We start from the raw sequence: 25,540 nt of genomic DNA, 5'->3' as shown, positions 1-25,540 counted from the left end.
CCCGGATACCAGCCCCCTTCAAGCACGCCAGCCCCGAACCCATCCCCATGTCGAAGCCACCGCCCCAATCCACCCTCTTGGTCGTCGACGACACCCCGGACAACCTCAGCCTGATGGGCGGCATCCTCGAAGCCCATTACAAGGTCAAGGTCGCCAACCGCGGCGACCGGGCGCTGCGGATCGCCCGCTCGCAGCCCCCTCCCGAGTTGATCCTGCTCGATATCATGATGCCGGAGATAGACGGCTACGAAGTCTGCCGCCAACTCAAGGCCGACCCCGCCACGGCGGACATCCCCGTCATCTTCCTCACCGCCAAGGACGGGGCCGAGGACGAGGCCCACGGGCTGGAACTCGGCGCGGTGGACTATATCGCCAAGCCCATCAGCCCGCCCATCGTGCTGGCGCGGGTCAAGACCCATCTGGCCTTGAAGCAGGTGCGGGATTTCCTCCGGGACCAGAACGAATTCCTGGAACAGGAAGTGAAACGGCGCATCCAGGAGGTGGAAACCATCCAGGATGTCACCGTCCAAATCCTGGCCTCGCTGGCCGAGACCCGCGACAACGAAACCGGCAACCACATCCGCCGCACCCAGCACTATGTGAAGGCCCTGGCGGAACAACTCCGCGCCCATCCCCGCTTCGCCACCGCCCTCGACGACGACAAGGTCGTCCACTTGCTGTTCAAGTCCGCGCCGCTGCACGATATCGGCAAGGTCGGCATCCCCGACCGCATCCTGCTCAAACCGGGCAAATTCGAACCGGAGGAATTCGAGATCATGAAGACCCACACCACCCTGGGCCGCGACGCCATCGCCCAGGCCGAGCGCGCGCTGGGCGCGGAAATCCCCTTCCTGCGCTACGCCAAGGAAATCGCCTACAGCCACCAGGAAAAATGGGATGGCAGCGGCTACCCGGAGGGCTTGAGCGGCGAGGCCATCCCGGTCTCGGCCCGCCTGATGGCGCTGGCCGATGTCTACGACGCCTTGATCAGCCGCCGGGTCTACAAGGCGGGAATGCCCCACGCGGAGGCCAAGGCCATCATCGTGGCCGGCCGGGGCGGCCATTTCGACCCCGCCGTGGTGGATGCCTTCCTCTCGATAGAAGACGAATTCCGGGCCATCGCCGAACGCTACGCCGATCCTCCGCCGGAACCCGCGCCACCGTGACCGCCACGCCGGCTACAGGCCCGCCTGCCGCAATTGTTCCAGGAACCCGTCGCCCTCGATGACGATCCGGCAGCCGCGCAGCGAAACCTTGCGCTGGGTCGAGGACTCGATCTCCTGGGCGCAGTCCCGCGCCTCGCCCGGATCGGAGAAGCAAACCACCACGGCACCCGCTTTCTCGTCGATGCTGCCGTGGAACCTATGGGCCAACCGGTCGATGGATGTGTACATAGCGAATACCTGTGGAGTGGAGGAAGCCCCGGCCGGATATCGATGGCTGCGGCCCTAACGGATTCGACCATTGGGTTGGCGGTTTGCGCCCATCCACCGCCCAGAAAAATCGCCCCGCCGCCACCAAACCGGGTCCGGCCAAACCTTAGGATTTCCACCCTTACACCCGGCTTTGACATCCCCGTTACGCCGACTAGAATCTTTCGCCATTACCCCATTCCCCCAAGGAAACCCCCAACCATGGATACCCCCCACCCGACCGCCCTGGCTTGGTGCGTCCCGGAAGCCTGCCTTTCCCTGGCCGACGCACAACGCATCCTGGCCCCCATGGGCTTGGTCCCGATTCCCTATGTTCCCGCCGAACCCTATGAAAACCCCTCCGAATTGCTGGTTTTGCATACGGCGGCCGCGGGAAGCCTGGACGGCCTGGTCCACGCCTTGGAGCGCCTGGCCAAGCCGGGCCTGGTCGTCGTGGACTCGGAGACGGAAGAAACCCAGGTATTGGCCTGGGGTTTACCGCCCGAGCTGGATATTTGCCGGGCCGGGGTTTTGGCGGCGCAATTGGGCCACCGCCTGCAACGGGTATTGACCGGGCTGCGGCTGGGATTCGGCGGCGGCCTGGATACCACCCTGGGTCCGGTCCAGCATAAGCAAATCCATAACCGGGGCTATCTGGACGCCCGGCTGCCCAGGGAGTTCGACAGCGCCCGCAAACATTGCCGCTCGCTGACCCTGGCCTGGATCAACCTGACCCGGCTCGACACCCTCGCCAAGACCGAGGGCGAAGCCGTGGTCCGGCAATGGATCGCCCATTTCGGCCGGATCGTGTTCGCCAACATCCGCATCACCGATTGGCTGGCCCGCTATAGCCGCGACGAATTCTGCCTCGCCATGCCCGACACCTGGCTGGAGGAAGGCCGCGGCGTGGCCGCCCGCATCGAGCGCGCCCTGGAAACCGCGCGGCTCCAGGCCGATGCCGCCGCCGCTCCCGCGCCCGGCATCTCCATCGGCGTCGCCGAATTGACGGACCACGAGGCGGGTTGCGAAGACCTGATCCATGCCGCCGCCGAGGCCGCGCTGATGGAAACCCTCTTGGCACGACCCACCCGGTGAAAAACTCCAACCCCGCCACCCCCCCTCCCTGGAGGCCGGCCCTGTTGCTGGCCGCGCTAGCCCTACCCTGCGCGTTCCTGGTTTCCAAGCCGACCCAAGGACCTTTCGGGCTGGCCGGGGGCGCGGCCGCCCTCATGGCCACGCTGGGGCTGTGGCGCGGCAAATCCCCGACGGAGCCGCCACGGGACGGCACCGGCCCCGATCCCGCCGCCGATCCGCCCCCCTTCGATTTCCAGCGGGCCTGTATCGAGCAAGCCCTGGAGCCCATCCTGTGGATGGACGCCCAAGGCCGTCTGCTGGATGCCAACCTGGGCGCGGCGCGGATGCTGGGCTACGACCAGGAAAAACTCAGGACCCTGCACCTCGCCGATATCGACACCCATTTTTCCGAGGAGCGCTGGCAACGCCATTGGGACTACCTGCGCCGCCACCACCATATCCGGGTGGAGACCGAGCAGCGGCCCAAGGAAGGCCCCCCCATCCCGGTCGAGATGGCCTATAGCCTCGTGGTCCATGCCGAGCGGGAATACGGCTGCGCCATCGTGCGCGACCTCCGCATCCGCAAGCGCCTGGAACGGGCCTTCTATGTCGAGAACCTGCGCAATTCCCTGTTGCTGAAAACCGCCAGCGACGGCATCCACGTCCTCAGCGAGCAGGGCCAATTGGTGCTGATGAGCGATGCCTTCTGCCGGATGCTGGGCTATAGCCGGGGCGAGATGAAAGGAATGCACGTCTCCCAATGGGATGCGCGGTGGACCCGCCCGGAACTGATGGAAAAGCTCCGCCAATTGCTGTGCCAGCCCGCCGTGTTCGACACCCAGCACCGGCGCAAGGACGGCAGCCTGTTCGAGGTCGAGGTCAGCGCCACCGCGATCCAGATGGGCGAGCGCTGGCTGTTGTTCTGCGCCTCGCGCGACGTGTCCGAGCGCAAGGCGGCGGAGCGGGCCTTGCGCGAAAGCGAGGCGCGGTTCCGGGAATTGAGCGACGCCGCCCCGGTGATGATCTGGACCACCGACACCCAAGGCCGGCGCGATTATTTCAACCGGGGCTGGCTGGAATTCCGCGGCCGCCCCCTGGAGGCGGAGGCGGGCGACGGCTGGCGGGCGGGGCTCTACCCGGAAGACCGGGCCGCCAGCCTCGCGACCCACCGCGAATACCTCGCCCAGCCCCGGCCCTACCGGATGGAATACCGCCTGCGCCGCCACGACGGCACCTACCATTGGCTGGTCGAGACCGCCCGGCCCCGCAGCGACGAACGGGGCCGGTTCCTGGGCTTCGTCGGCTGCTGCATCGATATCAGCGACATGAAGCGCGCCGAATTGGAACTGCGCCTGGTGGCCTCCGCCTTCGAGGCCAACGAGGCCATCATCATCACCGATGCCCAGGGCGTGATCCAACGCGCCAACCGCCGCTATTGCGAAAGCACCGGCTACGCCCTGGAGGAAATCGTCGGGCAGCACTCCAACCTGGTGAAATCCGGGCGGCACGATACCGCCTTCTACCGCGAGATGTGGCAGGGATTGGCCGAACGCGGCTTCTGGCAGGGGGAAGTGTGGAACCGGCGCAAATCCGGCGAGGTATACCCGCAATGGCTGTCGATCAGCGCGGTCAGGAACACCGACGGCGACACCACCCATTACGTCGGCGCCTACCTCGACCTGTCCCGGCAAAAACAAGCCGAGGAACAAGTGCGCCGGCTGGCCTATTACGACACCCTCACCGGGCTGCCCAACCGGCGCCTGCTCTACGACCGGCTACAGCAGATTTTCGCGGCCTCGGCCCGGCTGGAACAATACGGCGCCCTGCTGTTCATCGACCTGGATAATTTCAAGGTCCTCAACGACACCGCCGGGCACGACGTGGGCGACGCCCTGCTGATCCAGGTGGCCGAAATCCTCTCGCGCACCGTGCGCTCCGAGGACACCGTGGCCCGGCTGGGCGGGGACGAATTCGTGATCGTGCTGGAACGGCTGGGCCATGACGGCCTGGACGCCGCCGCCCGCGCCGAACAGGTCGCGGCCAAGGTGATCGCCACCATGGCCGACCCCTACACGCTGGCCGGGCACGAACACCATGTCACCCTGAGCATCGGCGTGGCCTTGTTCAAGGGCAACGAGGAACGGCCCGAATCCTTCCTCAAACGCGCCGACGCCGCCATGTACCAGGCCAAGGCCGCCGGGCGCAATACCGCCTGCTTCTTCGATCCGGCGATGGCGGCGGCGATGGAGGCCAGGGTGGCGCTGTTGGCGGAACTGCGCAAAGCCCGCGTCCAGGGCCAATTGCAGTTGCACTGCCAGCCGGTGGTGGACGCCGCCGGACGGATCGCGGGCGGGGAAATCCTCTTGCGCTGGGACCATCCCGAACGCGGCTGGATCGGTCCCAGCGATTTCATCCCCCTGGCCGAGGAAAGCGGACTCATCATCGACATCGGCACCTGGGTGCTGGAAACCGCCTGCGGCCTGATCCGGGCCTGGGAAGCGCGCGACTGGCTGTCCCCCGATTTCTTCCTGTCGATCAATATCAGTCCGCGCCAATTCCGCCAGCCGGATTTCCCCGGCATCGTCCACGCGGCGGCGGAACGGGCCGGGATTTCGCCGCACCGGCTCAAGCTGGAAATCACCGAGGGGATGCTCATTTCCAAGCTGGACGATGTCGTGCCCATCCTCGCGGGGCTCCGGGCCGCGGGCGTGCGCTTCTCGCTGGACGATTTCGGCACCGGCTATTCCTCGCTGGCCTATCTGCAAAGGCTGCCGCTGGACCAGCTCAAGATCGACCGCTCCTTCGTGCTGGACCTGCACCACGACGCCAACGACGCCGTGATCGTGCGCACCATCATCAGCATGGGCCAGAGCCTGGCGCTGGAGGTGGTGGCCGAGGGCGTGGAGACCCTGGCGCAGTTCGAGTTCCTCAAGGAACATGGTTGCGGGCTGTTCCAAGGCTACCTGTTCGGCCAGCCGGTCGATACCGACAGCTTCGGCGCGAAACTCCGGGCCAGGGCGCACCCGCTCCCATAGCCGGACGCGGCGCAGCGGAAACCGGAGGCCGACGCCTTCCCATCCCAACCGGATTACATTACGCTCCCGGCCCATCCCGCCCACTTCCCGACGGACCCGGCCATGCCCCAACCCGATCCCCCATCCCCCGGCGACGCGATCCAGGCCGAAGCCCTGCGCATGGCCCGCTCCATCCAGACCCCCGGCCAGACCAAGGAACACACCAAACTCATCGCCCAAGGCATCGCCAAGGGCATCGAGCTATACAAGAAGCAGCAAAGCGCCAAGGCCCGCGAACGCGACAAACTGCGGAAGCGCCTGCTGAAACAAAAGCAAACCACCACCAGCGGAGCGGCCTTGGAAGCGGAAGCCAGCCCCGCCATGGACCCGGACCAGCGCCCGGCCCTGCTCGCGGGCGGCGGCGTGTTCGGGCTGATGGCGCTGGCCCATCTGCTCCGGGCGCTGCTGGGCTGGGAGGTGGCGATAGGAACGTGGACGGTGCCGGTCCGGGTTTCCGTCGTGGCGGCCCTGGCGCTGGCGGGGCTGTCGGCCTGGCTATTCCGGGCCGCGCACCGGTCCGATTAAGACGGAGGTTCCGATGCGTCTTCCTTCGATATGGGCGGCCTGCCTGCTCCTGGCCGGCTGCGTGGGGGCCCCCGCGGGCGTGACCGCCGTGGACGGCTTCGAGCTACGCCGCTACCTCGGCACCTGGCATGAAATCGCCCGGCTGGACCACGCCTTCGAGCGCGGCCTGTCGCGCGTCACCGCCGAATACAGCCTGCGCGAGGACGGCGGGGTCCGGGTGGTCAACCGGGGCTTCGACGCGGAGCGGGGCATATGGCGACAAGCCGAGGGCAAAGCCTATTTCATCGGCAGCCCGGAAGTGGGCAGCCTGAAGGTCTCGTTCTTCGGGCCGTTCTATGGCGGCTACCACATCCTGGCGCTCGACCGCGCGGGCTACGGCTATTCGCTGGTCGCGGGGCCGAGCCGGGACTATCTGTGGATATTGGCCCGGAACCCACGGCTGGACCCGGAAATCCTGGCCCGCTTGACCGCCCAGGCCAAAAGCCTGGGCTTCCCGGTCGGGCAGTTGATCTATCCCCGGCAGGAATAGGCGGAATCCGGGCCGGGCCCACGCCTACCACCTTCCAAATCCCGCGTCAATTGTGAATATTCACGTTTTTGGAACGGCTTCACCGGCTTTTTTCCCGGATACAATTTATATCGATCCCAGGGGCAAACCGGAGGGAACCGACCGCCAACGTCATACCCCCCGCCCCGAGAAACCAAAACGCCGACCGCCAAGTAAGGCTCCGACCTGGACAAGCAGGGGTTAACACGGTTTTTTACTTCTCAGATTGTTTGGCTTCCCCCAAAGGCCGGACAAGGGATACTTGGCGACCCACACGGTTTCCATGCGAAAAAGGCGCGGCCTAGGCCGCGCCTTTTTTATGCACCGCCGGGCGGGGTCACTCCACCAGGAAATCCCGCATCATGCCCATGTCCTCATGCTCGATGTTGTGGCAGTGGTAGACGAACAAGCCCTTGAAATCCTGGAAGGGCTTGATGATGCGGACCTTCTCGCCAGGCATCACCAACACGGTGTCCTTGAGTCCCGAATCGACGAAGCCGTCCTTGACCGTGGCGTAGTCCTCCGCCTCTTCGGCCCCGATGCCGCGGCTGATGGTCTGGAACTGCTGGCCATGCAGATGGATGGGATGCGCCATGGACAGCATCATGCCGCCGCCCATACCGCCCATCATGCCCATGCCGCCGGATTGCCCGCCGCCATGGTCCATCCCCCCCATGCCACCCCCCATCATGCCGTGGCCCATGCCGCCCATCATCCCACCGCCCATGCCGGCTTGGGGTTTATCGCCATGGCCGCCTTCGGCTTGGGCGGCGGCACCATGGCCCCCGCCTTCGCCACCATGGGCGTGGAAGATTTCCAGCAGTTGGACGCTATCGACCGGGATGCGCTCGTTGGGCTGCACATCGTCGAATTTATACGGCCTGCCATTGAGCAGCATCGCCATCGGCGCTTCGGAAATACCGATGGGGATGGGCTTGGCGGGATTGGCGACCTCGGCCAGGGTGTAGCGCTTGAAGCTGGACAGGTGGCCGGGCAGCTTGGGACTGTCGTCGGTGGTCCGGGTGACGCGGACCTTGAAGATGGGGAAATCGCTGCCGACCGGCAAGGCCATGCCCGCCATCATGCCACCGCCCATGCCGTGGCCCATCCCGCCACCGCCACCCATCATCCGGCCCGCCATCTTCGGCAACACGCCCTGGAACGGCAGGCTACGCAGCGTGAACTCGGAACCCTTGGCCCTACCGCTGAAATCGGCCCAGACATCCAGGCGCTCGCCCGGTGCCAGCATGACGTAGGGCAGGGTTTCCGGGGTTTCCAACAAACCGCCATCGACGCCGATCACGGTGATGGGGGTGCCGTCGCTCCAGCCCAGCTTGTAGATGCGGGCGTTCGAGCCGTTGAGGAAGCGCAGGCGGTAGGCCCGGCTCGCCACGTCCAGCGCCATCTCAGGCCGTCCGTTGACCAGGATGCGGTCGCCGTAATAGCCCATCATACGGTCGTGCATAGTGGGGGCGTAGGCCATCCGGTTCTGGGCGTCGAAACGGCGGTCCTGGATAACAATGGGGATTTCGTATTCGCCCGCGGGCAGTTCCAGCTTGGCCTCCTCCTCGTCGTTGACGATGATGCCGCCGGCCATGCCCTGGTACAGCTGCTTGCCTAGCAATTCGTGCGGGTGCGGGTGGTAGATGTGCAGGCCGGCCCGGTTCAGCACCTCGAATTCGTAGACATAGGTTGCGCCCTGGTCGATGACGCGCATCGGATGGCCGTCCATCACGGCGGGCACATGCAGGCCATGCCAATGGACGATGGTGGGTTCCGCCAGCTTGCTGCGGAAGTTGATGCGGACCTTCTGGCCCTTTTGCAGCCGGAGCAGCGGTCCCAAATAGCTGCCGGGCAGTTCGGTCACGGTGCCGTCCGGTCCCTTGACCCGTTGGGCGACATATTGCACGACCTGGGTGGACGGTCCCGGCAGGATCGACACCAGCCCCGGTTGGGCCGCCATATCGATCTCGACATCGGGATTGAAACCGGGCGAGGCGCGGTTGGGGGCCAGCCTGGGCATGGCCTGCATTTCCATGGCGCGGACCCATCCGGGCAAGGCGGAAACGGCCAACGCCCCCCAACCGGCCTGGCACATGAAACGGCGGCGCGAGCGATCAATTCGGTTGTGCATAGAACTCTCCTCGATTTTCTTATCTTGGGCGCGGAGGCCGTCCCGGCCCGTTCGCCTGGGTTCGGCCGTGACGGCCAATCCCCCGCGCGGATGGTGATGCTTCCCCAAACCCTGGAAGCCCCGGCCTGGCTATTTTGCCGGCCCAGCCTAACTATAGGCCCAAAAGAAAATTAGCGGTTCCTGATTTATCAAACTTTAACGATCCCGCCCCGACCCCGCCGCCGGGTTACAATGGCCCTTTTCCCACACCTTCCCTCCCGATGCGCGTCGCAGACTTCCGCACCGCCCTGCTCGATTGGTTCGACCGGCATGGCCGCAAACACCTCCCCTGGCAAACCGGCCGCGATCCCTACCGGGTCTGGATTTCCGAGATCATGCTACAACAAACCCAGGTCGCCACGGTGATCCCCTATTTCGAGCGCTTCATGGCGCGGTTCCCGGACGTGGCGGCGCTGGCGGCGGGTTCGGTGGACGAGGTGGTCGCGCTGTGGGCCGGGCTGGGCTATTACGCCCGCGCCCGCAACCTGCACCGGGCGGCGCGGATGGTGGTGGAGCAACACGGCGGGCACTTCCCGGCCAGCGTCGATGAACTGAAGGAGTTGCCGGGGATAGGCCGTTCCACCGCCGGGGCCATCCTCAGCCTGGGCTCGGGACTGCGCGCCCCGATCCTGGACGGCAACGTCAAGCGGGTGCTGTGCCGCTACGCCGGGCTGGAAGGCTGGCCGGGCGCGCCCCAGGTGGAACGGGAACTGTGGCGGCTCAGCGAGGCCTTGACCCCGGAATTCCGGGTGGCCGACCACAACCAAGCCATGATGGACCTCGGGGCCACGGTCTGCGCCAAGCGCGGCCCGGCCTGCGGGGTTTGCCCCTTGCGCGGCGGCTGCGCGGCGCTGCGGCTGGGACTGACCGACGCCATCCCCGCGCCCCGGCCCAAACAGGCCCAGCCGGTACGGGAATGCCATATGCTGATATTGCGCGACGGCAACGGGGCGGTCTATCTGGAAAAACGCCCGCCGGCCGGCATCTGGGGCGGACTCAGGAGCCTACCGGAATTCGACGGGCTGGACGCCCTGTTGGGGTGGTGCGCGGAACGGGGGATCGATGTTTCCCGGCTTGAGCGGCTCCCCCGGCGCCGGCATACTTTCACGCACTTCCGGCTGGACTTCGTGCCGGTGCTGATCCGGGCCGAAGGCTTGGCGTCCTGGGTGGCCGAGGACACCGGGCCGGGCTGGTTCGGCCCGGACGCGGCGGTGGGACTGCCCGCGCCCATCGCCCAATTGCTGCGGGACATCGCCGGCGGCAACGCCACGCGGGGCCAGCTCGCCCTGGACCTATAAAACACCAACCGGGACGATCCCACCCATCCCCTGAAAACACGAGGATAACCATGACACATCTGGTGCAATGCGCCCGCCTGGGCACCGAGGCCGAAGGCTTGGACAAACCGCCCTTCCCCGGCACGGAAGGACAGCGGATTTACGAGAACGTCTCCAAGGAGGCATGGCAGGGCTGGCTGAAACTGCAAACCATGCTCATCAACGAACACCGCCTGACGCCGTTCGAACCCGCCGCCCGTGAATTCCTGGCGGCGGAACGCAGCAAATACCTATTCGGCGGCGCGGACCGCACGCCGGAAGGCTACGTGCCGCCCAAAGCCTGACCCGCCTCCCGCCTGCCGCCCCAATAAAAAAGCCCGCCAAGAGCGAACCCTTGGCGGGCTTTTCCAATGGGGGATTATTGTTCTTCCTCCTCCTCTTCCGTCGGCGCGAACGGGTCGGGCATGGCGGAGGAAGACGGGGTGCCCCGCTCGGAGCCATAGGATTGCGTGGCCGGCGGGCGGGCGTACGGGTCGGGCTGGCCCGCCGGATAGGACGGATACTGGGCCGGCCTGGGCTGCGGCTGCGCACCATAGGGATAGGTCGCCGGGGGTCGGCCGTACTGAGGTTGTTCCGCCGGAGCGGGTTGGGCGGTTCCACCATAGGGATACTCCGCCGCCTGGGGCCGGGATGGAGCCGATCCATAGGGCGTGGTCGCGTAGGGATAGGCGGCCTGGGGTTGGGTAGGGTATTGGCGCGGCGCGGGCGGCGCGGCGGGCGACGGCTGGCCGTAGGGAACCCCGGCATTCGGTGCCGGGGCTTGGCCCGCGCCGCCGTAGGGATAGGCCGGTGCCGCTTGCGGGGCGGGATACGGCGAACCATAGGGGTTCGCCGGGTACTCGCTGGGCGCGGTCTCGATCACCGGCGGTTCCGCCAGCTTGCCGATGGAGACCGGAATCCCGTTGGGATGCTCCACCGCCGCCTTGATCGCGGCGCGGTCCACCAGGATCGCGTGCTTGGCGTTTTCCTTCTCGATCAGCGTGTTCCCCAGCTTGGTCAGGTAGGCGACCATCAAGGTCCGCTTCTTGGCGCGGATCGCCTTGATCTCCTCTTCGCCCAGGTTGCTTTCATCGAGCACGTCGTCGCCCCACTTGGCCGGAATCTCCTTGATATCCTCGTCCAGCGGCCACGTCACCTCCATGTACAACTCGCCCGCCGACCAGCCCAGCTTGATGGGCTGGTTGACCAGATAGACCGGCGTGCCCACCGAGACTTCCGGGAACAGCTTGGTCACGTCCTCGTTGTACATCCTCATGCAGCCATGGGTCACCCGCTCGCCAATGCCGAAGGGCTTGGCCGGGTCGGCCCGGTCGGTGCCATGGATCAAATAGCCCGCCACCCCCAGCTTCATGGCATAGGGCCCGAGCGGATTGTCGGGACCGGCGGGCACCACGTCGGGCAGGATTTCGCCCTTCTTGGCGTGTTCGCGCTTGATGGATTCGGGCGGGGTCCAGGTGGGGTCCTTGACCTTCTGCACGATGCGGGTCTTGCCGATGGGCGTGCGCCAATCCATGCGGCCCATGCTGACCGGATAGGTGATGACCTGGCTAGCCGGGGCGACTGGCTCGCCCATTTCGGTGGTGGTCACATAAGTGACCGGCGGCGGGGCGGACTTGCCCTTGGCCGGTTTGCCGTCCTTGCCATGGGCGGCCTTGGCCTTGCCCGGCACGGCCTTCTTGTGGGTGATGGTGGAATATTGCACCGGGAAGAAATACAGGCGCATTTCCGGGATGTTCACCACGATGCCGGCGCGGGGCGAATCGGGCAGGATATAGCGGTGCGGAATCACCACCCGCGTGCCCGCGCCGGGCAGCCAGCGGTCCACCTTGGGATTGGCCATGTTCATCTCGACCTGGCCCACGCTGGTCCTGCGGGCGATATCGATGAGGGTGTCCTCCTGGCGGGCGGTGGCGTATTCCACCTGGCCGATCAAATCGTCGCTGCCGGACGGCAGGGTATAGACCTCGGCCCGGACCCCCCAGGGTCCCAGCACCAGCAGGGCCGCGATCCAGCCACCGAACCGGGGCCGGAGGATAGGCAGGGATTGGTTGTTGTTCCGCATCGCGATTTCCTGTTACCGATTACTTGGCCTGGAGGTTTTCGCCCCCGAACATCTCGGCCAGTTGAGGAAGGAACGCCGCCAACTCCAGGCTCATGACGGCGAAATCGGCGTCGAAGCGCTCCGCCGCGTCGTCCGTGTCCACCTCGGCCGCCGCTTCCTGCACCATGTCGAGGAACCTCAGGCGCTTGACGGCGAGGTTCTCGTCCAGCACCAGGCTGAGGCGGTCGCTCCAGGTGAAGGCCAGTTTGATGACTTCTTTGCCGGCTTCGAGATGGTTTTGGATTTCCGGGGCGCCCAGATCGTGCTTGCGGCAGCGCACGATGCCGCCGTCTTCCTCCGGGGAGCGCAGTTCGCATTCGCTTTCCAGGGTGACGCCCGGCGGGGGGCCATTCTCGCCCAGCCACAGGGTCATGGCGAGGCTGGGCCGCTCGCGGGTGGCGAACGGCACCACCGGCAAGGAACCCAGGCATTGCCGCAACAGGCTGGTCAGTTCGTCGGTTTTCTTGGCACTGGTGCTATCGACCACCAACCAACCGCCCTTGGGATCGATATAGGCGTAGGCGCGGCGGCTGAAACTAAACGCCCGTGGCAACAAATCCTGCATCACTTCGTCGCGCAGCGCGTCCTTTTCCTTGCGCCGCACCGGGGTGCCCCGGCGGTCCTCGATCTCCTGGACCCGTTCCGCCACCACCTCGTTCACCACCGAGGCCGGGAGGATTTTTTCCTCCTTTTGCAGGCAGATCATCAGGAAACCATTGGTGGCATGGACCAGGGGGAAGGTGTCGCGGCCCAGGGGCGCGCACCAGCCGAAGCTGGCGAGTTCGAGGCTACCGCAATTCTGGAAGCGGCGTTGCTGGAGGCGTTCCTCCAATTCAGTGGCATTCAGGGAGAAGGGTTCGGTAAAACGAAGCAGTGCCAGATTCTTGAACCACATGTTTGTTTTGGTGCTGGTAAAAAGCGCGGCATTATGGGGGGCGGTGCGGCGTTTGTCATCCGCGGCCGGAAGGATGGTATCTTTCCCTGGTCCAAGGGAACCCAGGCGGCGGCGCATCGAGCCGGACATCCACGCCATGGCTCGACCTCATCCGCCGATAACCGCGGGGACCATTCTAATGGCTGGGAACGCCGCGCCATAGCGCCGCGTATATCGATAGGTTCCGCTTGCCGTGGAAAACCCCAGGAACTACTATGTTGGCTGCCAATCTATTTTAGTCAGGAATTACCCGGCTATACGGATTGTCCACCATGGAGGTGTCGGATGCCCAAGCACATCGCCCCGTCCTTGTTGGTTTTGCTCGCCGCCTACGCCCTGGTCCCGCCTGCCTTGGCGGAACCTCCTGCGGGAGACGTCCAAATCAGCGCCCTCGTCAAATCCGCCAAAACCCCGGCGGACCATCTACAAATCGCCGCCCTGCTCGACGCCGAAGCCGAATCCGAGGCCGCCAAGGCCAAAATCCTGGCCGACCAAGCCGAAGCCTATCGCGAGCATCTGCACAGCGCCTACGGCAAGAATATCCCCGATCTGGTCGAACACGCCGACGCCCTGGCCCACAGCTACGGCGAAGCGGCCCAGCGCCATAAGGCGCTGGCCGACCTGCACCGGCAAATGGCGGCGGCAATCCGGCCCAAATAACAGCGGACATGGCCAAGCTCTTCGACGACCGTATCGTCGGCACCGCCGAAAGCGCGGTGGATTTCATCGCCAGCGTGCTGCAAGCCTCGACCGAGTACTCGATCATCGCCTTGGACCGGGACGGCACCATCCTCTTGTGGAACGAGGGGGCGCGGCGCATCTACGGCTACGAACCCGAGGAGGTCGTGGGCCGGACCGATTCCTCCCTGCTCTACCCCGAGGAAGACAGAGCCGCCGGGAAACCCCAGGCCATCCTCGACGCCGCCCTGCGCGAGGGCCAATGGGAAGGCGTCCTGCAACGCCGCCGCAAGGATGGACAGCGCTTCATCGCCCGTTCGGCGGTCATCACCCGGCGCGACGCCCACGGCCAAACCCTGGGCTTCTTATTGATTTCCAAGGATATTTCCGCCGAGACCGAACACCAGCGCTCCGAAGCCCAGTTCCGCGGGCTGTTGGAATCGGCCCCCGACGCCATGGTGATCGTGGACCGCGACGGCATCATCCGCCTGGTCAACTCCCAGACCGAACGGCTGTTCGGCTACGCCCGCGCGGAGATGCTGGGCCACAGCGTGGAAATGCTGGTCCCGGCGGGCTTCCGCCCGATACACGCCCAACACCGGGCCAGCTACTTCCAGGCCCCCCGGCCCCGGCCCATGGGTTCGGGCCTGGAACTGTACGGCCTGCACAAGGACGGCAGCCAATTCCCGGTCGAAATCAGCCTCGGCCCGCTCGCAACCGACGCCGGCGTCCTGGTCAACGCCTCGATCCGCGACGTGACCGAGCGCAAGCGCTTCGAGCAGGCACTGCGGGAAAAGAACCTGGAACTGGAAGGCGCGAACCTGGCCAAGGACCGCTTCCTGGCCGGGATGTCGCACGAATTGCGGACGCCCTTGAACGCCATCATCGGCTTCACCGGCACCTTGCTGATGAAACTGCCCGGCCCCCTCACCGCCGCCCAGGAACGCCAGCTCGGCATCATCCAATCCAGCGCCAAGCATCTGCTCTCGCTCATCAACGACCTGCTGGACCTCGCCAAGATCGAATCCGGCAAGGTGCGGATCGCCCCCGAGCCGGTCGAGTGCCAGGAATTGCTGATGGAAATCGCCGAGACCCTGCGCCCCATGGCCGAGCAGAAGGGCCTGGATTTCAAACTGAACCTGCCGGACGCCCCCGTCGTGGTCGAAACCGACCGCCGCGCCCTGCGCCAAATCCTCATCAACCTCGCCAACAACGCCGTCAAATTCACCCTGCGCGGCGAGGTGCGGATCGAACTGGCCCGGTGCGGCCAGGAGGTCGAGGTCGCCGTGATCGACACCGGCATCGGCATCAAGCCGGAAGATCAGGACAAGCTGTTCCGGGCCTTCAGCCAGGTCGATTCCACCAGCACCCGCGGCTTCGCCGGCACCGGACTGGGGCTGTACCTGTGCGGGAAGCTGGCCGACCTCATCGGGGCGCACATCGGCTTCCACAGCGAAGCCGGCACGGGCAGCGTGTTCACCCTGAGCTTCCGCACGGCCTGCGCCGGACCGGACCCATGAATGCCCGCATCCTCATCATCGAAGACAACCCCGGCAATCTGGAACTGATGGTCTACCTGTTGGAAGCCTTCGGTTATTTGCCGCAAACCGCCACCGACGGCGAACAAGGCGTCGTCGCCGCGCTCGCGGAACGGCCCGACCTCATCGTCTGCGATATCCACCTGCCGCGCATGGATGGCTACGGCGTGATCCGCGCCCTCAAAAGCCGGCCCGAATTGCGGCAGACGCCCGTCGTCGCGGTCACGGCCCTGGCCATGGTCGGCGACCGGGAGCGGTTGTTATCGGCGGGATTCGACGGTTATATCTCCAAACCCATCGACCCGGAAACCTTCATCCCCCAAGTGGAAAGCTTCCTGGCGCATAACCTCCACGCCGCGCCCGAACCCGTCCCGCCCGAACCCGCGCCCGCCAGACCGGAAATCCCCGCCGCCCGGCGGGGCCGCATCCTGTCGGTGAACGACTCGCCGAACAACCAGGAATTGATCCGCGGCATCCTCGAACCCTTCGGCTACCGGGTGGTGTCGGCGAACAGCGTCGCGGAAGCCTTGGACCGCTTGGCCGGGGACCGCTTCGACCTGATCCTCTCCGACCTGTGGATGCCCCGTGTGGATGGTTGGGGCTTCCTCAAGACCGTGCGCGGCGATCCGCGTTGGCGCGACATTCCCTTCGTGTTCCTCAGCGCATCGGTGTGGGGTGGCAACGAGCAAGCCTTGGCCTTGAGCCTGGGCGCGACCCGCTACCTCCACAGCCCCATCGAGCCGCTGGCCCTGCTGCGGGAAATCGAGGACTGCCTGGACGGAACACCACAGCCCCAAGGTGAAGCCCATGGCGACGATCCTGGTCGTTGACGACCGCCCGCTCAACCGGGAATTCCTCTGCACCCTCCTGGGCTATGCCGGCCACCAACTGCTGGAAGCCGCCAACGGCGCGGAAGCCCTGGCCCTGGCCCGTGCGTCCCCGCCGGACCTCGTCATCACCGATATCCTGATGCCGGGCATGGATGGCTACCAACTGGTCGATCAACTGCGGGCCGACCCGGCCCTGGCCGGGACCAAGGTCATCTTCTACACCGCCACCTACCGCGTCCGGATTCCCGAAGCCCAGCGGCAGGCCGAAACCCGCAACGTGTCCGCCGTGCTGGCCAAGCCCTCCTCGCCCGAGGAAATCCTCGCCGCCGTGCAGGCCACGCTGGGACTACCCGCCTTCGTCCACCCCGCCGCCAGCGCCGCGCCCGCCCCCGCCGAACCGCCCACGCCCGAAACCCTGGGCACCGCCCTGTCCGGGCAATTGAACGGCTATCTCTCGGATATCGAAGCCCTGCAACGGCTGATCGACCGCATCGCCAAGGCCGATCCGGTCCAGGGCGCGGAATGGCGGCGGCTGGCGGCCCACTCCTCGCAATCGCTGGGCCATCTGGGCGAAATCAGCCTACGGCTCGCCACCCTGATCGAGCTGGGATTGGAACTCGGCTCCCAGCGCGATCCCAAGGCGCTGCTGGAAACCTTCTGCCGGGCGGTCCACGACATCTGCGCCGCGCAATACGCCGTGGTCGGCCTGTTGGAACACAACGGCACCCGGCCGCGGTTGATCTACACCTGGGGCATGGGCGCGCCGGAAGTGGCGGACGCCGATTTCCCGCTGCAACCGGATGGATTGCTGGACCGCCTGCTGGCCGAACCGCGCCCGCGCCGCATCGCCGGGCTGGCGGGCGATCCCACGCCCTTGGGGCTGCCGGCCTGGCATCCGCCGGTGCATAGCTGGCTGGGCCTGCCCATCGCCACCTCCAGCCGGGTCTATGGCTGGTTGTACCTCGCCAACAAGCGGGAAGCCGTGGAATTCAGCGAGGTGGACGAGGACATCGCCGCCACCATCACCGCCCAGGTCGCCACCGCCTACGAAAACCTGGAGTTCTACGCCGAATTGCAGCAGCGGGCCGAGGTGCTGAAGCTGGAAATCGCCGAGCGCAAACTGGCCCAGCAAGCCCTGCGCAAAACCCTCCGCGCCCGCAGCGTCATGGCCGAATGCAACCACGCCCTGGTCCACGCCACGGAAAAGCAGGAATTGTTCGACCACATGTGCCGCATCATCGTCGGCACCGGCAACTACCCCACGGCCTGGATCGGGATGCTCAGAGAAGACCGTTCCACCTTGTTATCCTCCATGGCCCAGGCCGGGGAAGGGCAAGCCTGGGAACCCGCCCTGATGGATGGCAGCGAATCCGGCACCCCCATCGGCGCGGCCCTGCGGACCGGCCAGACCGTGGCCGTGCGCGACCTGTCGGCGGAAACCCGCTGGCCCGGATGGCGGGAAGCCATCCTGCGCCTGGGCTACCAGGCCATGATCGCCCTGCCGCTGCGGGAAAACCAAGAAGCCATCGGCGCGCTGTGCATCTTCGACACCGCCCCCGACGCCTTCGGCCCGGACGAAATCGAACTGCTGGAGGAATTGGCCAACGATATCGCCTATGGCGCCGCCAACCTCCGCAACCAGGCGGCGCGGGGCCGGGCGGAACAACGGCTGGCCGCGCAATACGCGGTGGCCCGCATCCTGGCCGAAGCCGCCAGCCTCGCCGAAGCCACCCCCGAGGTGCTGCGGGTCATCTGCGAAACCCTGAACTGGGACGTGGACGTGGGCGAACTCTGCTTGACGGACGACGCGGCTAAGTTATTGCGTTGCGTCGGCACTTGGCGCCGGGGGGATACGCACACGGATGTCCATGATTTCGAGGCGGCCACCCAGGAAATGGTGTTCGGACCGGGCAGCGGGCTACCGGGGCGGGTCTGGCAATCCCGGCAACCGCTCTGGATCGCCGACCTAGGCCAGGACGCCCTCTGCCCACGCTCCGAACTCGCCTCGCGGGCCGGCATCCACGCGGGTTTCGCTTTCCCGCTCCGGTTCGAGGGGCGGGTGCTGGGCACCATCGGCTTCTATAGCCGCGAAATCCGCCATCCCAGGGAAGAAGTGATGAACCTGCTGGCCGCCATCGGCAACCAGATCGGCCTGTTCGTCGAGCGCAAACGCGCCGAGGAGGAACTCAGGATTTCCGAGGACAAGCTGAGCAGCATCCTGGGTTCCATCGACAACATCGTCTGGTCCATTTCGCTGCGGAATTACCGCTTGTTCTATCTCAACGCCGCCGCCGAGCGGGTCTGGGGCCGTCCGGTGGCCGATTTCATGGCCGACAAGAACCTGTGGCTGAACACCGTCCACCCGGAGGACCGGGAACGGATGAACCGGATTCCCGAGGAGGTATTGACCAGCGGCGTCCTGACCGTCGAATACCGCATCCTGCGCCCGGACGGCCAAATCCGCTGGCTGGAGGACCGGGTCAAGCTGATCCGGGACGCGGAGGGCCACCCCCTGCGGCTGGACGGCGTCGCCAGCGATATCACCGAGCGCAAGGGCTACGAGGCCAATATCGAATACCTCGCCACCCACGACGCCCTGACCCGCCTGCCCAACCGCTCCCTGCTGGCCGACCGCATGAACCAAGCCCTGGCCCACGCCCGCCGCGCCCAGCGGCTGTTGGCGCTGTTCTTCCTGGACCTCGACCGCTTCAAGGACATCAACGACAGCTTCGGCCATGTGCTGGGCGACAAGCTGCTGCTGGCGGTGGCCGAGCGGCTCAAGGCCGCGGTGCGGGAGGGCGACACCGTGGCCCGCCAGGGCGGCGACGAATTCCTGATCCTGCTGGCCGATATCGACAAGCTGGAGGATATAGAGCGGGTGGCGTTCAAAACGCTGCGGGCCTTCGCCCAGCCGTTCCAAGTCGAGGGGCGCGAGCTATACCTCAACGGCAGCATCGGGGCCAGCGTCTTCCCCACCGACGGCGAGGACATGGAAACCCTGCTCAAGCACGCCGATATCGCCATGTACCGGGCCAAGGAGGAAGGCGGCAACGGCTTCCGGCTGTATTCGCGGGAAATGAGCCGCTTGGCGGTGGAACGGCTACAGTTGGAAAACGCCCTGCGGCGGGCGCTGGAACAAGAGCAGTTCGAGCTGTATTACCAGCCCAAGGTGGAGTTGCGGGGCGGTTCGATCATCGGCGCGGAAGCCCTGATCCGCTGGCGGCATCCCGAACTGGGACTGGTCGCGCCCTCCGAGTTCATCCCGCTGGCCGAGAAGACCGGCCTGATCCATCCCATCGGTGGTTGGGCCTTGCGCGCGGCCTGCCTGCAAACCAAATCCTGGCAGCGGGAAGGGCTGGCGCAGCTCAGCATGTCGGTCAATCTTTCGGCCCGGCAGGTGCGCGGCGACCATCTGACCGAACTCATCACCGCCACCCTCGAAGACACGGGCTTGGAAGGCCGCTACCTGGAACTGGAATTGACCGAGACCATGGTCATGCAGGACCCCGAGCAATTCATCCCGGTGCTGCGCGACTTGAAACAACTGGGGGTGGAGATTTCGGTGGACGATTTCGGGACCGGCTATTCCAGCCTGAGCTATTTGAAGCGCTTCCCGTTCGACCGGCTCAAGATCGACCAATCCTTCGTGCGGGACATAGCGACCGACAGCAACGACGCCGGGATCGTGCAGACGGTGATCGCCCTGGGCCATATCCTCGGCCTCAAGGTGATCGCGGAAGGGGTGGAGACGCGGGAGCAACTGGCCTTCCTGTGCCGCAACCGCTGCGACGAGATGCAGGGCTATTACCTGAGCCGCCCGGTGCCCGCCACCGAATTCGCCGGAATGCTCCGGGACAACCGGCGGTTGGCCCTGCCGGCCCAGGCCGCGTGACTCCTCTGGTTTGGAGTCCAAAGCCCGCTTTGGATCGGCCCAAAGCGGGCTTTGGACTCCGTATCCATCAGAAGGACATCCTGAAACCGAGTTGCACGATGTGCTGGGTGACATCGCTCTGGCCGAGGCGGCTTTCGTAGCGCAGGAAGCCGGAGCCGCCATTGGGCAGGGTGGCGACCACCGAACCGCCCAGGTTGACGTAATCGCGGTCCGGTTCCCCGGTCTGCAACACGAAAGCGCCCTGCGACGAATCGACGAAGCTCATCTGTACGCCCCGGTTGTCGTTGAGGAATTGGTGTTCCCATTCCACCCGCAAGGCCGGGGCCACGATCCCGAACGGCGTGCTGAACTGATGGCTGGCCTGGAACCCCAGGTCGCTCACGAAGGACTGCGCGGTCTGGCCCCCCACATTCATCGCGTAGCCCTCGCCGCCACTCTCGCGGTAGGCGTCGATATGCAGGTTGGCGTACTCGAAGCGGGTGTAGGGGCTGATGGACCACGCCCGGTAGGCGAAATCCTTGCCCAGGTTGAGCGTGAAGCCGAATTGCCCGCTGCCGGGATTGCCCCTGGCCTGTCCCACGAAACCCGGATAGCTGTATTGCCGGGTGAAGCCGTAATCCTGCCCGCCATAGGTCGCGGCCAAATCCACATAGAAATCCAGCGGCAGGTAATAGCTGCCGTACAGCGAACCCAGATAGGCATTGCTGTTCATGCTGCCGGCGTTCTGGTTGTAGTGGGCGTTGGTGTTGCCATAGCTGAACATCGCGCCCGCCACCAGCTTGTCGTTGATGCGGTAGTCGGCCCCGAAGGTCACGTTGCGGGTATCGAAGTGATAGCCGCGCTGCCATTCGTTCTCGGCCAGGTCGCCGAAGGTGAACTGCCCCTGGATGAACGCCCCCACCGGCGCGTCGCGGAAGCTGGCGTCCTGCCCGGCGGGCCGGTCCGTATCCTCGTCGCCCGCCGCGCCGCCGCCCCCGAACAACGGACCCAAGGCCGCCAACTGCCGGGAAGTGATTTGCAAGCCATTGAAGTTGAAGGACATGGCGGTGGTGTTGCCCTGGCGGATGCCGTCCATCCGGCCCAGGGCCGCGCCCCCCTGATGGGTCTGGATCTGGGTGACGACGCCGCCTTGGGCGGAAACCTGGTCGGGGGTGAGTTGCTGGGCGGCTTGCTGCTTGCCCGCGGGGCTCAGGGTCTGCAACTGCTGGCACTGTTGCAGCAATTGGCCCTGGGCACCGTTGCAGGCTTGGTCCAAGCCCTGGGCAAAGCTTTGTTGGGCGGGGGTCAGGGCGGTGTCGGGCTGGGTCGGCGTCCCGGCCAGTTGCGGCGAGGCGCTCCAGGACAGCAATTCCCCGTCACCGCCGCCGAAGGTCATATGGTCCCGCAGGCCGTTATTGGCCGCCAGGGTGGAATTGAAATAGACGTTGTAGTCGCTGGTGATATCCGCCAACTGGGCCTTGCCGCCCGGCAGCACCAATTTCTGGACGTACAGGGCGGGTTTCTTGCCCTCGGCGTTGCCGTTGGTCAGTTCGAGGGTATTGCCCGCGTCCAGTTTCACCGCGCCCCACAGGAAATTCTTCTGGGTGGCCTCGGACCCCGTCCCCTTGTCGGTCCCGGCCAATTGCATCAGATGGCGGGTGCCCTGGGCGCCGGTGAACTCCAGGCTGGCATTGCCGGTGTTCCACTGCTTGGCCTGGGCGCTGGTATTGAGGAAATTGCCCGCGACGATGAACCGGTCCTGGGCGCTGGCACCGGCAAGGTAGCCGTCGCCACCCACCGTGAGGTTATCGAACTGGCTGGTCGCCTGCTGGCTGAGGTAGGCGCCGTTGTTGGTGAAATCGCCCTGGTATCGCGCCGTGGTCTGGCTGACCGAGAAACCGGCATTGTTGGCCACGTTGCCGACGAAGGTGTACTGCGCGGCCCCTTGCAGTTGCAAAGTGCCGCCATCGACCTGGGTGGTGCCGGTATAGGTGGAGGCGTTGGCCAGGGTCAGCGCGCCCTCGCCGGTCTTGAGCAAACCGCCGCCGCCGGAAATCACCCCGCCATAGCTGCCGTCGGCCTCCTGGTCGAATTGCACCGTGGCGTTGTCCAGGATATTGCCCCGCAGGCTGCCGGTGTCGCCCTGCAACACACCCGCGTTCACCGTGGTGGGGCCGGTGTAGCTGTTCAACCCGCCCAGGATCAAGGTGCCCGCGCCATTCTTGACCACGCCGCCGGTGCCGCTGATCGACCCGTCGTACTCGTCGTCCGGGGCGTCCTGGGTTTGGTCGAACACCAGCAAGGTATTGTCGGCGAGCTTGATATTGCCTTGCAGGCTGGTGGCGTTGCCCGCCAGGACCCCGGCGTTCACCGTGGTGGTGCCGGTATAGCTGTTGTTTCCGGCGAGGGTCAGGATGCCCGCGCCATTCTTGACCAGGCTGCCGGTGCCGGACATGTCGCCCAGGTAGCTGCCGTCCGCGGCTTGGTTGAACACCACCTGGGCATTGTTGGTGATCGCGCCCTGGAGGCTACGGGTATCGCCGGCCAGGGTGCCCGCCTCGACCACGGTGCCACGGGTGTAGCTGTTGGTGCCGGTCAGGGTCAGCACCCCGCTCCCCGCCTGTACCAAGGCCCCGGAACCGCTGATATTGCCGCCGAACGTGACGGCGTCCGAACGCTTGAAGGCCAGGATGGCGTTGTCCACCACGTTTCCGGCGATGGCGCCCTGGGTACCGCCGTCGCCGATCACCAAGGCCCCGCCCTCGATAACGGTGGGACCGGTATAGGTGTTCTGGCCGGCCAAGACCTGGGTCCCGCTCCCCGCCTTGACCAAGCCGCCGCTGCCGGCGATCACGCCGCTGAACAACCCGTCCTGATGCCCGAGGGTCAGGGTGGATGCGCCCAGGTTGACGCGCCCTCCCCCCCCGGACACGAGATCGCGCAGGGCCGCGACCGTCGCATCGGTGCCGCCGAGTTCCAGCGTGGCCCCTTGGCGGACGATGATGGCGCTGTTTTGCAGGGCGTTGGCGCTGCCGAGCCTGAGCGTCGCGCCGTCGAAAACATCGGTCTGGCCGGAATAGCCGCTTTGACCCTTCAACAACACGGTCCCCGACGCCACGATCACACTGGCGCAACTGTTGTTGTCGCAGCCGTTCGTGGTGGAATCCCCGCCGCCGATGGCCCCGGCATAGGTCGTTGTGTTGCCCGCGGAAGGCGCGAAGACCAGTTGGCCATTGTCCAGGCTGACATCGCCGACGAGGTTGCCATCGAAAACCTGGAGTTGTCCTCCCTGCGACACGTTCGCGCCGACGAAACTCAGGCTCCCCCCGTCGTCCACCGCGACGATGCTGCCGGACCCCCCGATATTGAGGGTGGTCCCGGTGGCGCTTCCCCCCAGGGCCTGGAGTTGGCCGCCTTGGGAAACATTCGCCGTGCCGAAATCCAGGAGGCCTTCGCCCCCCACCACGACGGCGCTCCCGGTGCCGGTGATATCGAGGTCGCCACCGGCCTGGGCGGTCCCGCCGTTGACGACCGCCGCGGCACCGTTAGCCACCGTGGTCGTGCCCGTGCCCTCCCCCGGCACCCGCCCGCCCTGCCAATTCGAGGATTGATACCAATTCCCGTTGTTCTGGCCGATCCAGGTTTCGGCCCCGGCCTCCGGGTGGACGAGGGCGATGGAAACCCCGGCGCACAAGGTCGCGACGCCGTTCCGCCCAGACCTGCCCCCCCCGCGCCGTCCCCTGGGACCTTGCCGTTTGTCCCGCTTGACATATCTCGCCATTACCGTCCCCCCGAAAAGGATAAAAATTTTCTCGCATCGTCCACGGCCTGGGCAACCACAGGCCTTGTCCCCTTGAATCCGGCGGGAAAACTTACCGGGATAAACTGGGCGAAGGTTTGCCGAAATAAAACCCCTGGGCCAAATCGAAGCCTATCTGGCGGCATACCCCGGCCTCCTCCGCCCGCTCGATCCCCTCCGCCAAGGTCAATACCCCCAAATCCTTCGACATACCCACCAGCGCCGCCACCATCCGCAAGGAGGCGGGCGAACGCAAATGGATATTGCGGACCAAGGAGATATCGAATTTCAGAATATCGGGCGGGGCATCCATCAATTCCAATAAGCGGGATTGGCCGGCCCCGAAATCGTCGTAGACCAATTGGATATCCAAAACCCGCAGCACCTCCTTGAGCCTACGGATGAAACCTATATCGGTGATGGCGTTCTCATGGATTTCCAAGGCCAGACCGATCCGGGGCGCGGCGGCACGCAGGATGCCCAAGGAACGGCCCAAAGCGGCGAGGTCCATTTCCCTGGGCACGGTATTGAAAAAGATCAAGCCCTGGGTTTCCTCGCCCACGGCCCGTTCGATCCCGGTATCCCGGAACAGCAGGCTCAACTCGATATCCCGCCCCAATTGCTTGGCGATATAGAAAAGCTGCGGGATACTGCTGGGCACGCCCTCGCAGCCCACCCGCCCCAGCAGTTCGTGCCCGAAAAGCCGGTCGTTGCGCAAATCGACGATGGGTTGGAAATGCGGGACCACGGCCTTGCGGGCGATGAGCTGGTCGAGCTTTTCCACATAGGGATTGACCATGACGGTGCGGTCGGAACCCTCCTCCCCGGCCTCCGCCCGGCCTTCGACCCGGAACTCCAGGCCGGCGAAATGCACCGTATCGCCCGACTGGAGCTGTAGCTCCCCGGAAATGCGGTGGAAATTCACGAACGTGCCGTTGGTACTGCCGGCGTCCTTGATCCAAATCCCTTGTTCGCTCCAGCGGATCTCGGCATGCAGCCGGGAAATGCTGTCGGAGGCCAGCCGCAATTCGCAGTCGTCGCGCCTGCCGATCCGGAACGGGCTGGTGGTCAGCGGGGTCACCCAGGGTTCGCCATCCGCGCCCTTCGCTTCCAACGCCCAGGTTTTGATATTTTTCTCGGCCATGGACCCGCCAAACCTTCGAAGTTGAGGCAACCGCCAAAGCGGAACTAGCCGGACACCATCGCCGCCAACACCAGTCCGGCGATGACATTCCCGCAGATACTCACCAGCAATTCCCGCGTGAAAAACGCTCCCGGCAGCATTTTACCCAGCCTTGGATTCTTGTGTTTGGCCGTGATTTCTATTTCGCCGAGGGCGATTTTCCGGGCTATCCTTTCGACCCAGCGCAGGATTTCGGTTTCGGAATAAACGGCCCGATGGTATTTGATGAGGACGGTGCCGGTGACGATATTGGGTTCCGCGTGGTAGATACCTTTGCCCGCCGGGCCTTTCAATAGGTTTTGCCTGAGCAGGCCGGCGAAGGTCCGCTTATGCTTGATGACGGGGACGAGCAGGCGAATCCTGCCAGGAACTTGGTTATGGACGACGCTTGGCGCTGGGGGCTCGATGTGCTTCATGGGTCAAGAATAAGAAATTCAAGGGGATTTTTCAAAGCTATCGTACAC

General features: G+C 65.5%; 18 protein-coding genes. 11 read left to right on the top strand and 7 right to left on the bottom strand.

All coding sequences use genetic code 11. The features are described from left to right. The first annotated feature begins 47 nt into the window (after window positions 1-47). On the top strand, window positions 48-1,166 hold the full coding sequence (locus K5658_RS11175; RefSeq protein ID WP_221063218.1) for a response regulator: 1,119 nt from the start codon (window positions 48-50) through the stop codon (window positions 1,164-1,166). A gap of 12 nt (window positions 1,167-1,178) precedes the next feature. Here K5658_RS11175 and K5658_RS11170 read toward each other — a convergent pair whose 3' ends face one another. Further along, window positions 1,179-1,394: a hypothetical protein gene (locus tag K5658_RS11170; protein WP_221063217.1), complete on the bottom strand. Its 216-nt coding sequence runs from the start codon at window positions 1,392-1,394 to the stop codon at window positions 1,179-1,181. 240 nt (window positions 1,395-1,634) lie between these two features. Here K5658_RS11170 and K5658_RS11165 point away from each other — a divergent pair, with 240 nt between their 5' ends. From K5658_RS11165 to K5658_RS11150, 4 genes are all read left to right on the top strand, one after another. Beyond that, a complete protein-coding gene (locus tag K5658_RS11165) occupies window positions 1,635-2,507 on the top strand; it encodes a GGDEF domain-containing protein (protein WP_221063216.1) in 873 nt (290 codons plus the stop codon). After that, a complete protein-coding gene (locus K5658_RS11160; protein ID WP_221063215.1) occupies window positions 2,504-5,521 on the top strand; it encodes a bifunctional diguanylate cyclase/phosphodiesterase in 3,018 nt (1,005 codons plus the stop codon). Before K5658_RS11165 ends, K5658_RS11160 begins: the two co-directional genes overlap by 4 nt. A gap of 102 nt (window positions 5,522-5,623) precedes the next feature. Beyond that, window positions 5,624-6,085 (top strand): DUF2956 domain-containing protein, encoded by a 462-nt coding sequence (locus tag K5658_RS11155; RefSeq protein WP_221063214.1) that lies wholly within the window; start codon window positions 5,624-5,626, stop codon window positions 6,083-6,085. Window positions 6,086-6,098: 13 nt separating this feature from the next. Continuing rightward, window positions 6,099-6,614 (top strand): lipocalin family protein, encoded by a 516-nt coding sequence (locus K5658_RS11150; protein WP_221063213.1) that lies wholly within the window; start codon window positions 6,099-6,101, stop codon window positions 6,612-6,614. A gap of 355 nt (window positions 6,615-6,969) precedes the next feature. Here K5658_RS11150 and K5658_RS11145 read toward each other — a convergent pair whose 3' ends face one another. Beyond that, window positions 6,970-8,766, bottom strand: a complete 1,797-nt coding sequence (locus K5658_RS11145; protein ID WP_221063212.1) for a multicopper oxidase family protein — start codon at window positions 8,764-8,766, stop codon at window positions 6,970-6,972. Between the two features lie 260 nt (window positions 8,767-9,026). Here K5658_RS11145 and mutY point away from each other — a divergent pair, with 260 nt between their 5' ends. Continuing rightward, on the top strand, window positions 9,027-10,103 hold the full coding sequence (gene mutY, locus K5658_RS11140) for an A/G-specific adenine glycosylase (RefSeq protein WP_221063211.1): 1,077 nt from the start codon (window positions 9,027-9,029) through the stop codon (window positions 10,101-10,103). Window positions 10,104-10,153: 50 nt separating this feature from the next. Beyond that, window positions 10,154-10,426 (top strand): oxidative damage protection protein, encoded by a 273-nt coding sequence (locus tag K5658_RS11135; protein ID WP_221063210.1) that lies wholly within the window; start codon window positions 10,154-10,156, stop codon window positions 10,424-10,426. A gap of 74 nt (window positions 10,427-10,500) precedes the next feature. Here the strand turns inward: K5658_RS11135 and K5658_RS11130 are convergent, their stop codons facing one another. Then, entirely contained in the window at window positions 10,501-12,204 is a 1,704-nt protein-coding gene (locus K5658_RS11130) for a L,D-transpeptidase family protein (protein WP_246628426.1), read from the bottom strand. 19 nt (window positions 12,205-12,223) lie between these two features. Continuing rightward, complete coding sequence (rdgC, locus tag K5658_RS11120) at window positions 12,224-13,138, bottom strand: recombination-associated protein RdgC (RefSeq protein ID WP_221063209.1); 915 nt, start codon at window positions 13,136-13,138, stop codon at window positions 12,224-12,226. Between the two features lie 324 nt (window positions 13,139-13,462). On the opposite strand from rdgC, the gene K5658_RS11115 reads away from it, so the two are divergent. The 4 genes from K5658_RS11115 to K5658_RS11100 are packed head-to-tail and all read left to right on the top strand — an operon-like array spanning window position 13,463 to window position 20,115. Further along, window positions 13,463-13,837 (top strand): hypothetical protein, encoded by a 375-nt coding sequence (locus K5658_RS11115; RefSeq protein WP_221063208.1) that lies wholly within the window; start codon window positions 13,463-13,465, stop codon window positions 13,835-13,837. Between the two features lie 8 nt (window positions 13,838-13,845). Further along, window positions 13,846-15,375: a PAS domain S-box protein gene (locus K5658_RS11110; RefSeq protein ID WP_221063207.1), complete on the top strand. Its 1,530-nt coding sequence runs from the start codon at window positions 13,846-13,848 to the stop codon at window positions 15,373-15,375. Further along, the gene (locus K5658_RS11105) at window positions 15,372-16,223 is read left to right on the top strand and encodes a response regulator (protein ID WP_221063206.1); all 852 of its coding nucleotides are present in this window, start codon (window positions 15,372-15,374) and stop codon (window positions 16,221-16,223) included. The genes K5658_RS11110 and K5658_RS11105 overlap by 4 nt, the downstream gene beginning before the upstream one ends. Next, window positions 16,201-20,115: an EAL domain-containing protein gene (locus tag K5658_RS11100; protein ID WP_221063205.1), complete on the top strand. Its 3,915-nt coding sequence runs from the start codon at window positions 16,201-16,203 to the stop codon at window positions 20,113-20,115. The genes K5658_RS11105 and K5658_RS11100 overlap by 23 nt, the downstream gene beginning before the upstream one ends. Window positions 20,116-20,182: 67 nt before the next feature. Here the strand turns inward: K5658_RS11100 and K5658_RS11095 are convergent, their stop codons facing one another. The 3 genes from K5658_RS11095 to K5658_RS11085 all read right to left on the bottom strand — a co-directional run bounded on the left by K5658_RS11095 (window position 20,183) and on the right by K5658_RS11085 (window position 25,492). Then, entirely contained in the window at window positions 20,183-23,875 is a 3,693-nt protein-coding gene (locus K5658_RS11095; RefSeq protein ID WP_221063204.1) for an autotransporter outer membrane beta-barrel domain-containing protein, read from the bottom strand. A gap of 91 nt (window positions 23,876-23,966) precedes the next feature. Next, on the bottom strand, window positions 23,967-25,037 hold the full coding sequence (locus tag K5658_RS11090) for an EAL domain-containing protein (protein WP_221063203.1): 1,071 nt from the start codon (window positions 25,035-25,037) through the stop codon (window positions 23,967-23,969). Between the two features lie 44 nt (window positions 25,038-25,081). Continuing rightward, window positions 25,082-25,492, bottom strand: coding sequence for an HMA2 domain-containing protein (locus K5658_RS11085; protein WP_221063202.1), 411 nt, complete (start codon window positions 25,490-25,492; stop codon window positions 25,082-25,084). Window positions 25,493-25,540 lie beyond the last annotated feature (48 nt).

This window comes from Methylomagnum ishizawai, from assembly GCF_019670005.1.
Lineage (GTDB): Bacteria > Pseudomonadota > Gammaproteobacteria > Methylococcales > Methylococcaceae > Methylomagnum > Methylomagnum ishizawai.
The sequence above is the reverse complement of the archived record's forward strand: the minus strand, read 5'-3'. Positions and strand labels throughout refer to the sequence as shown.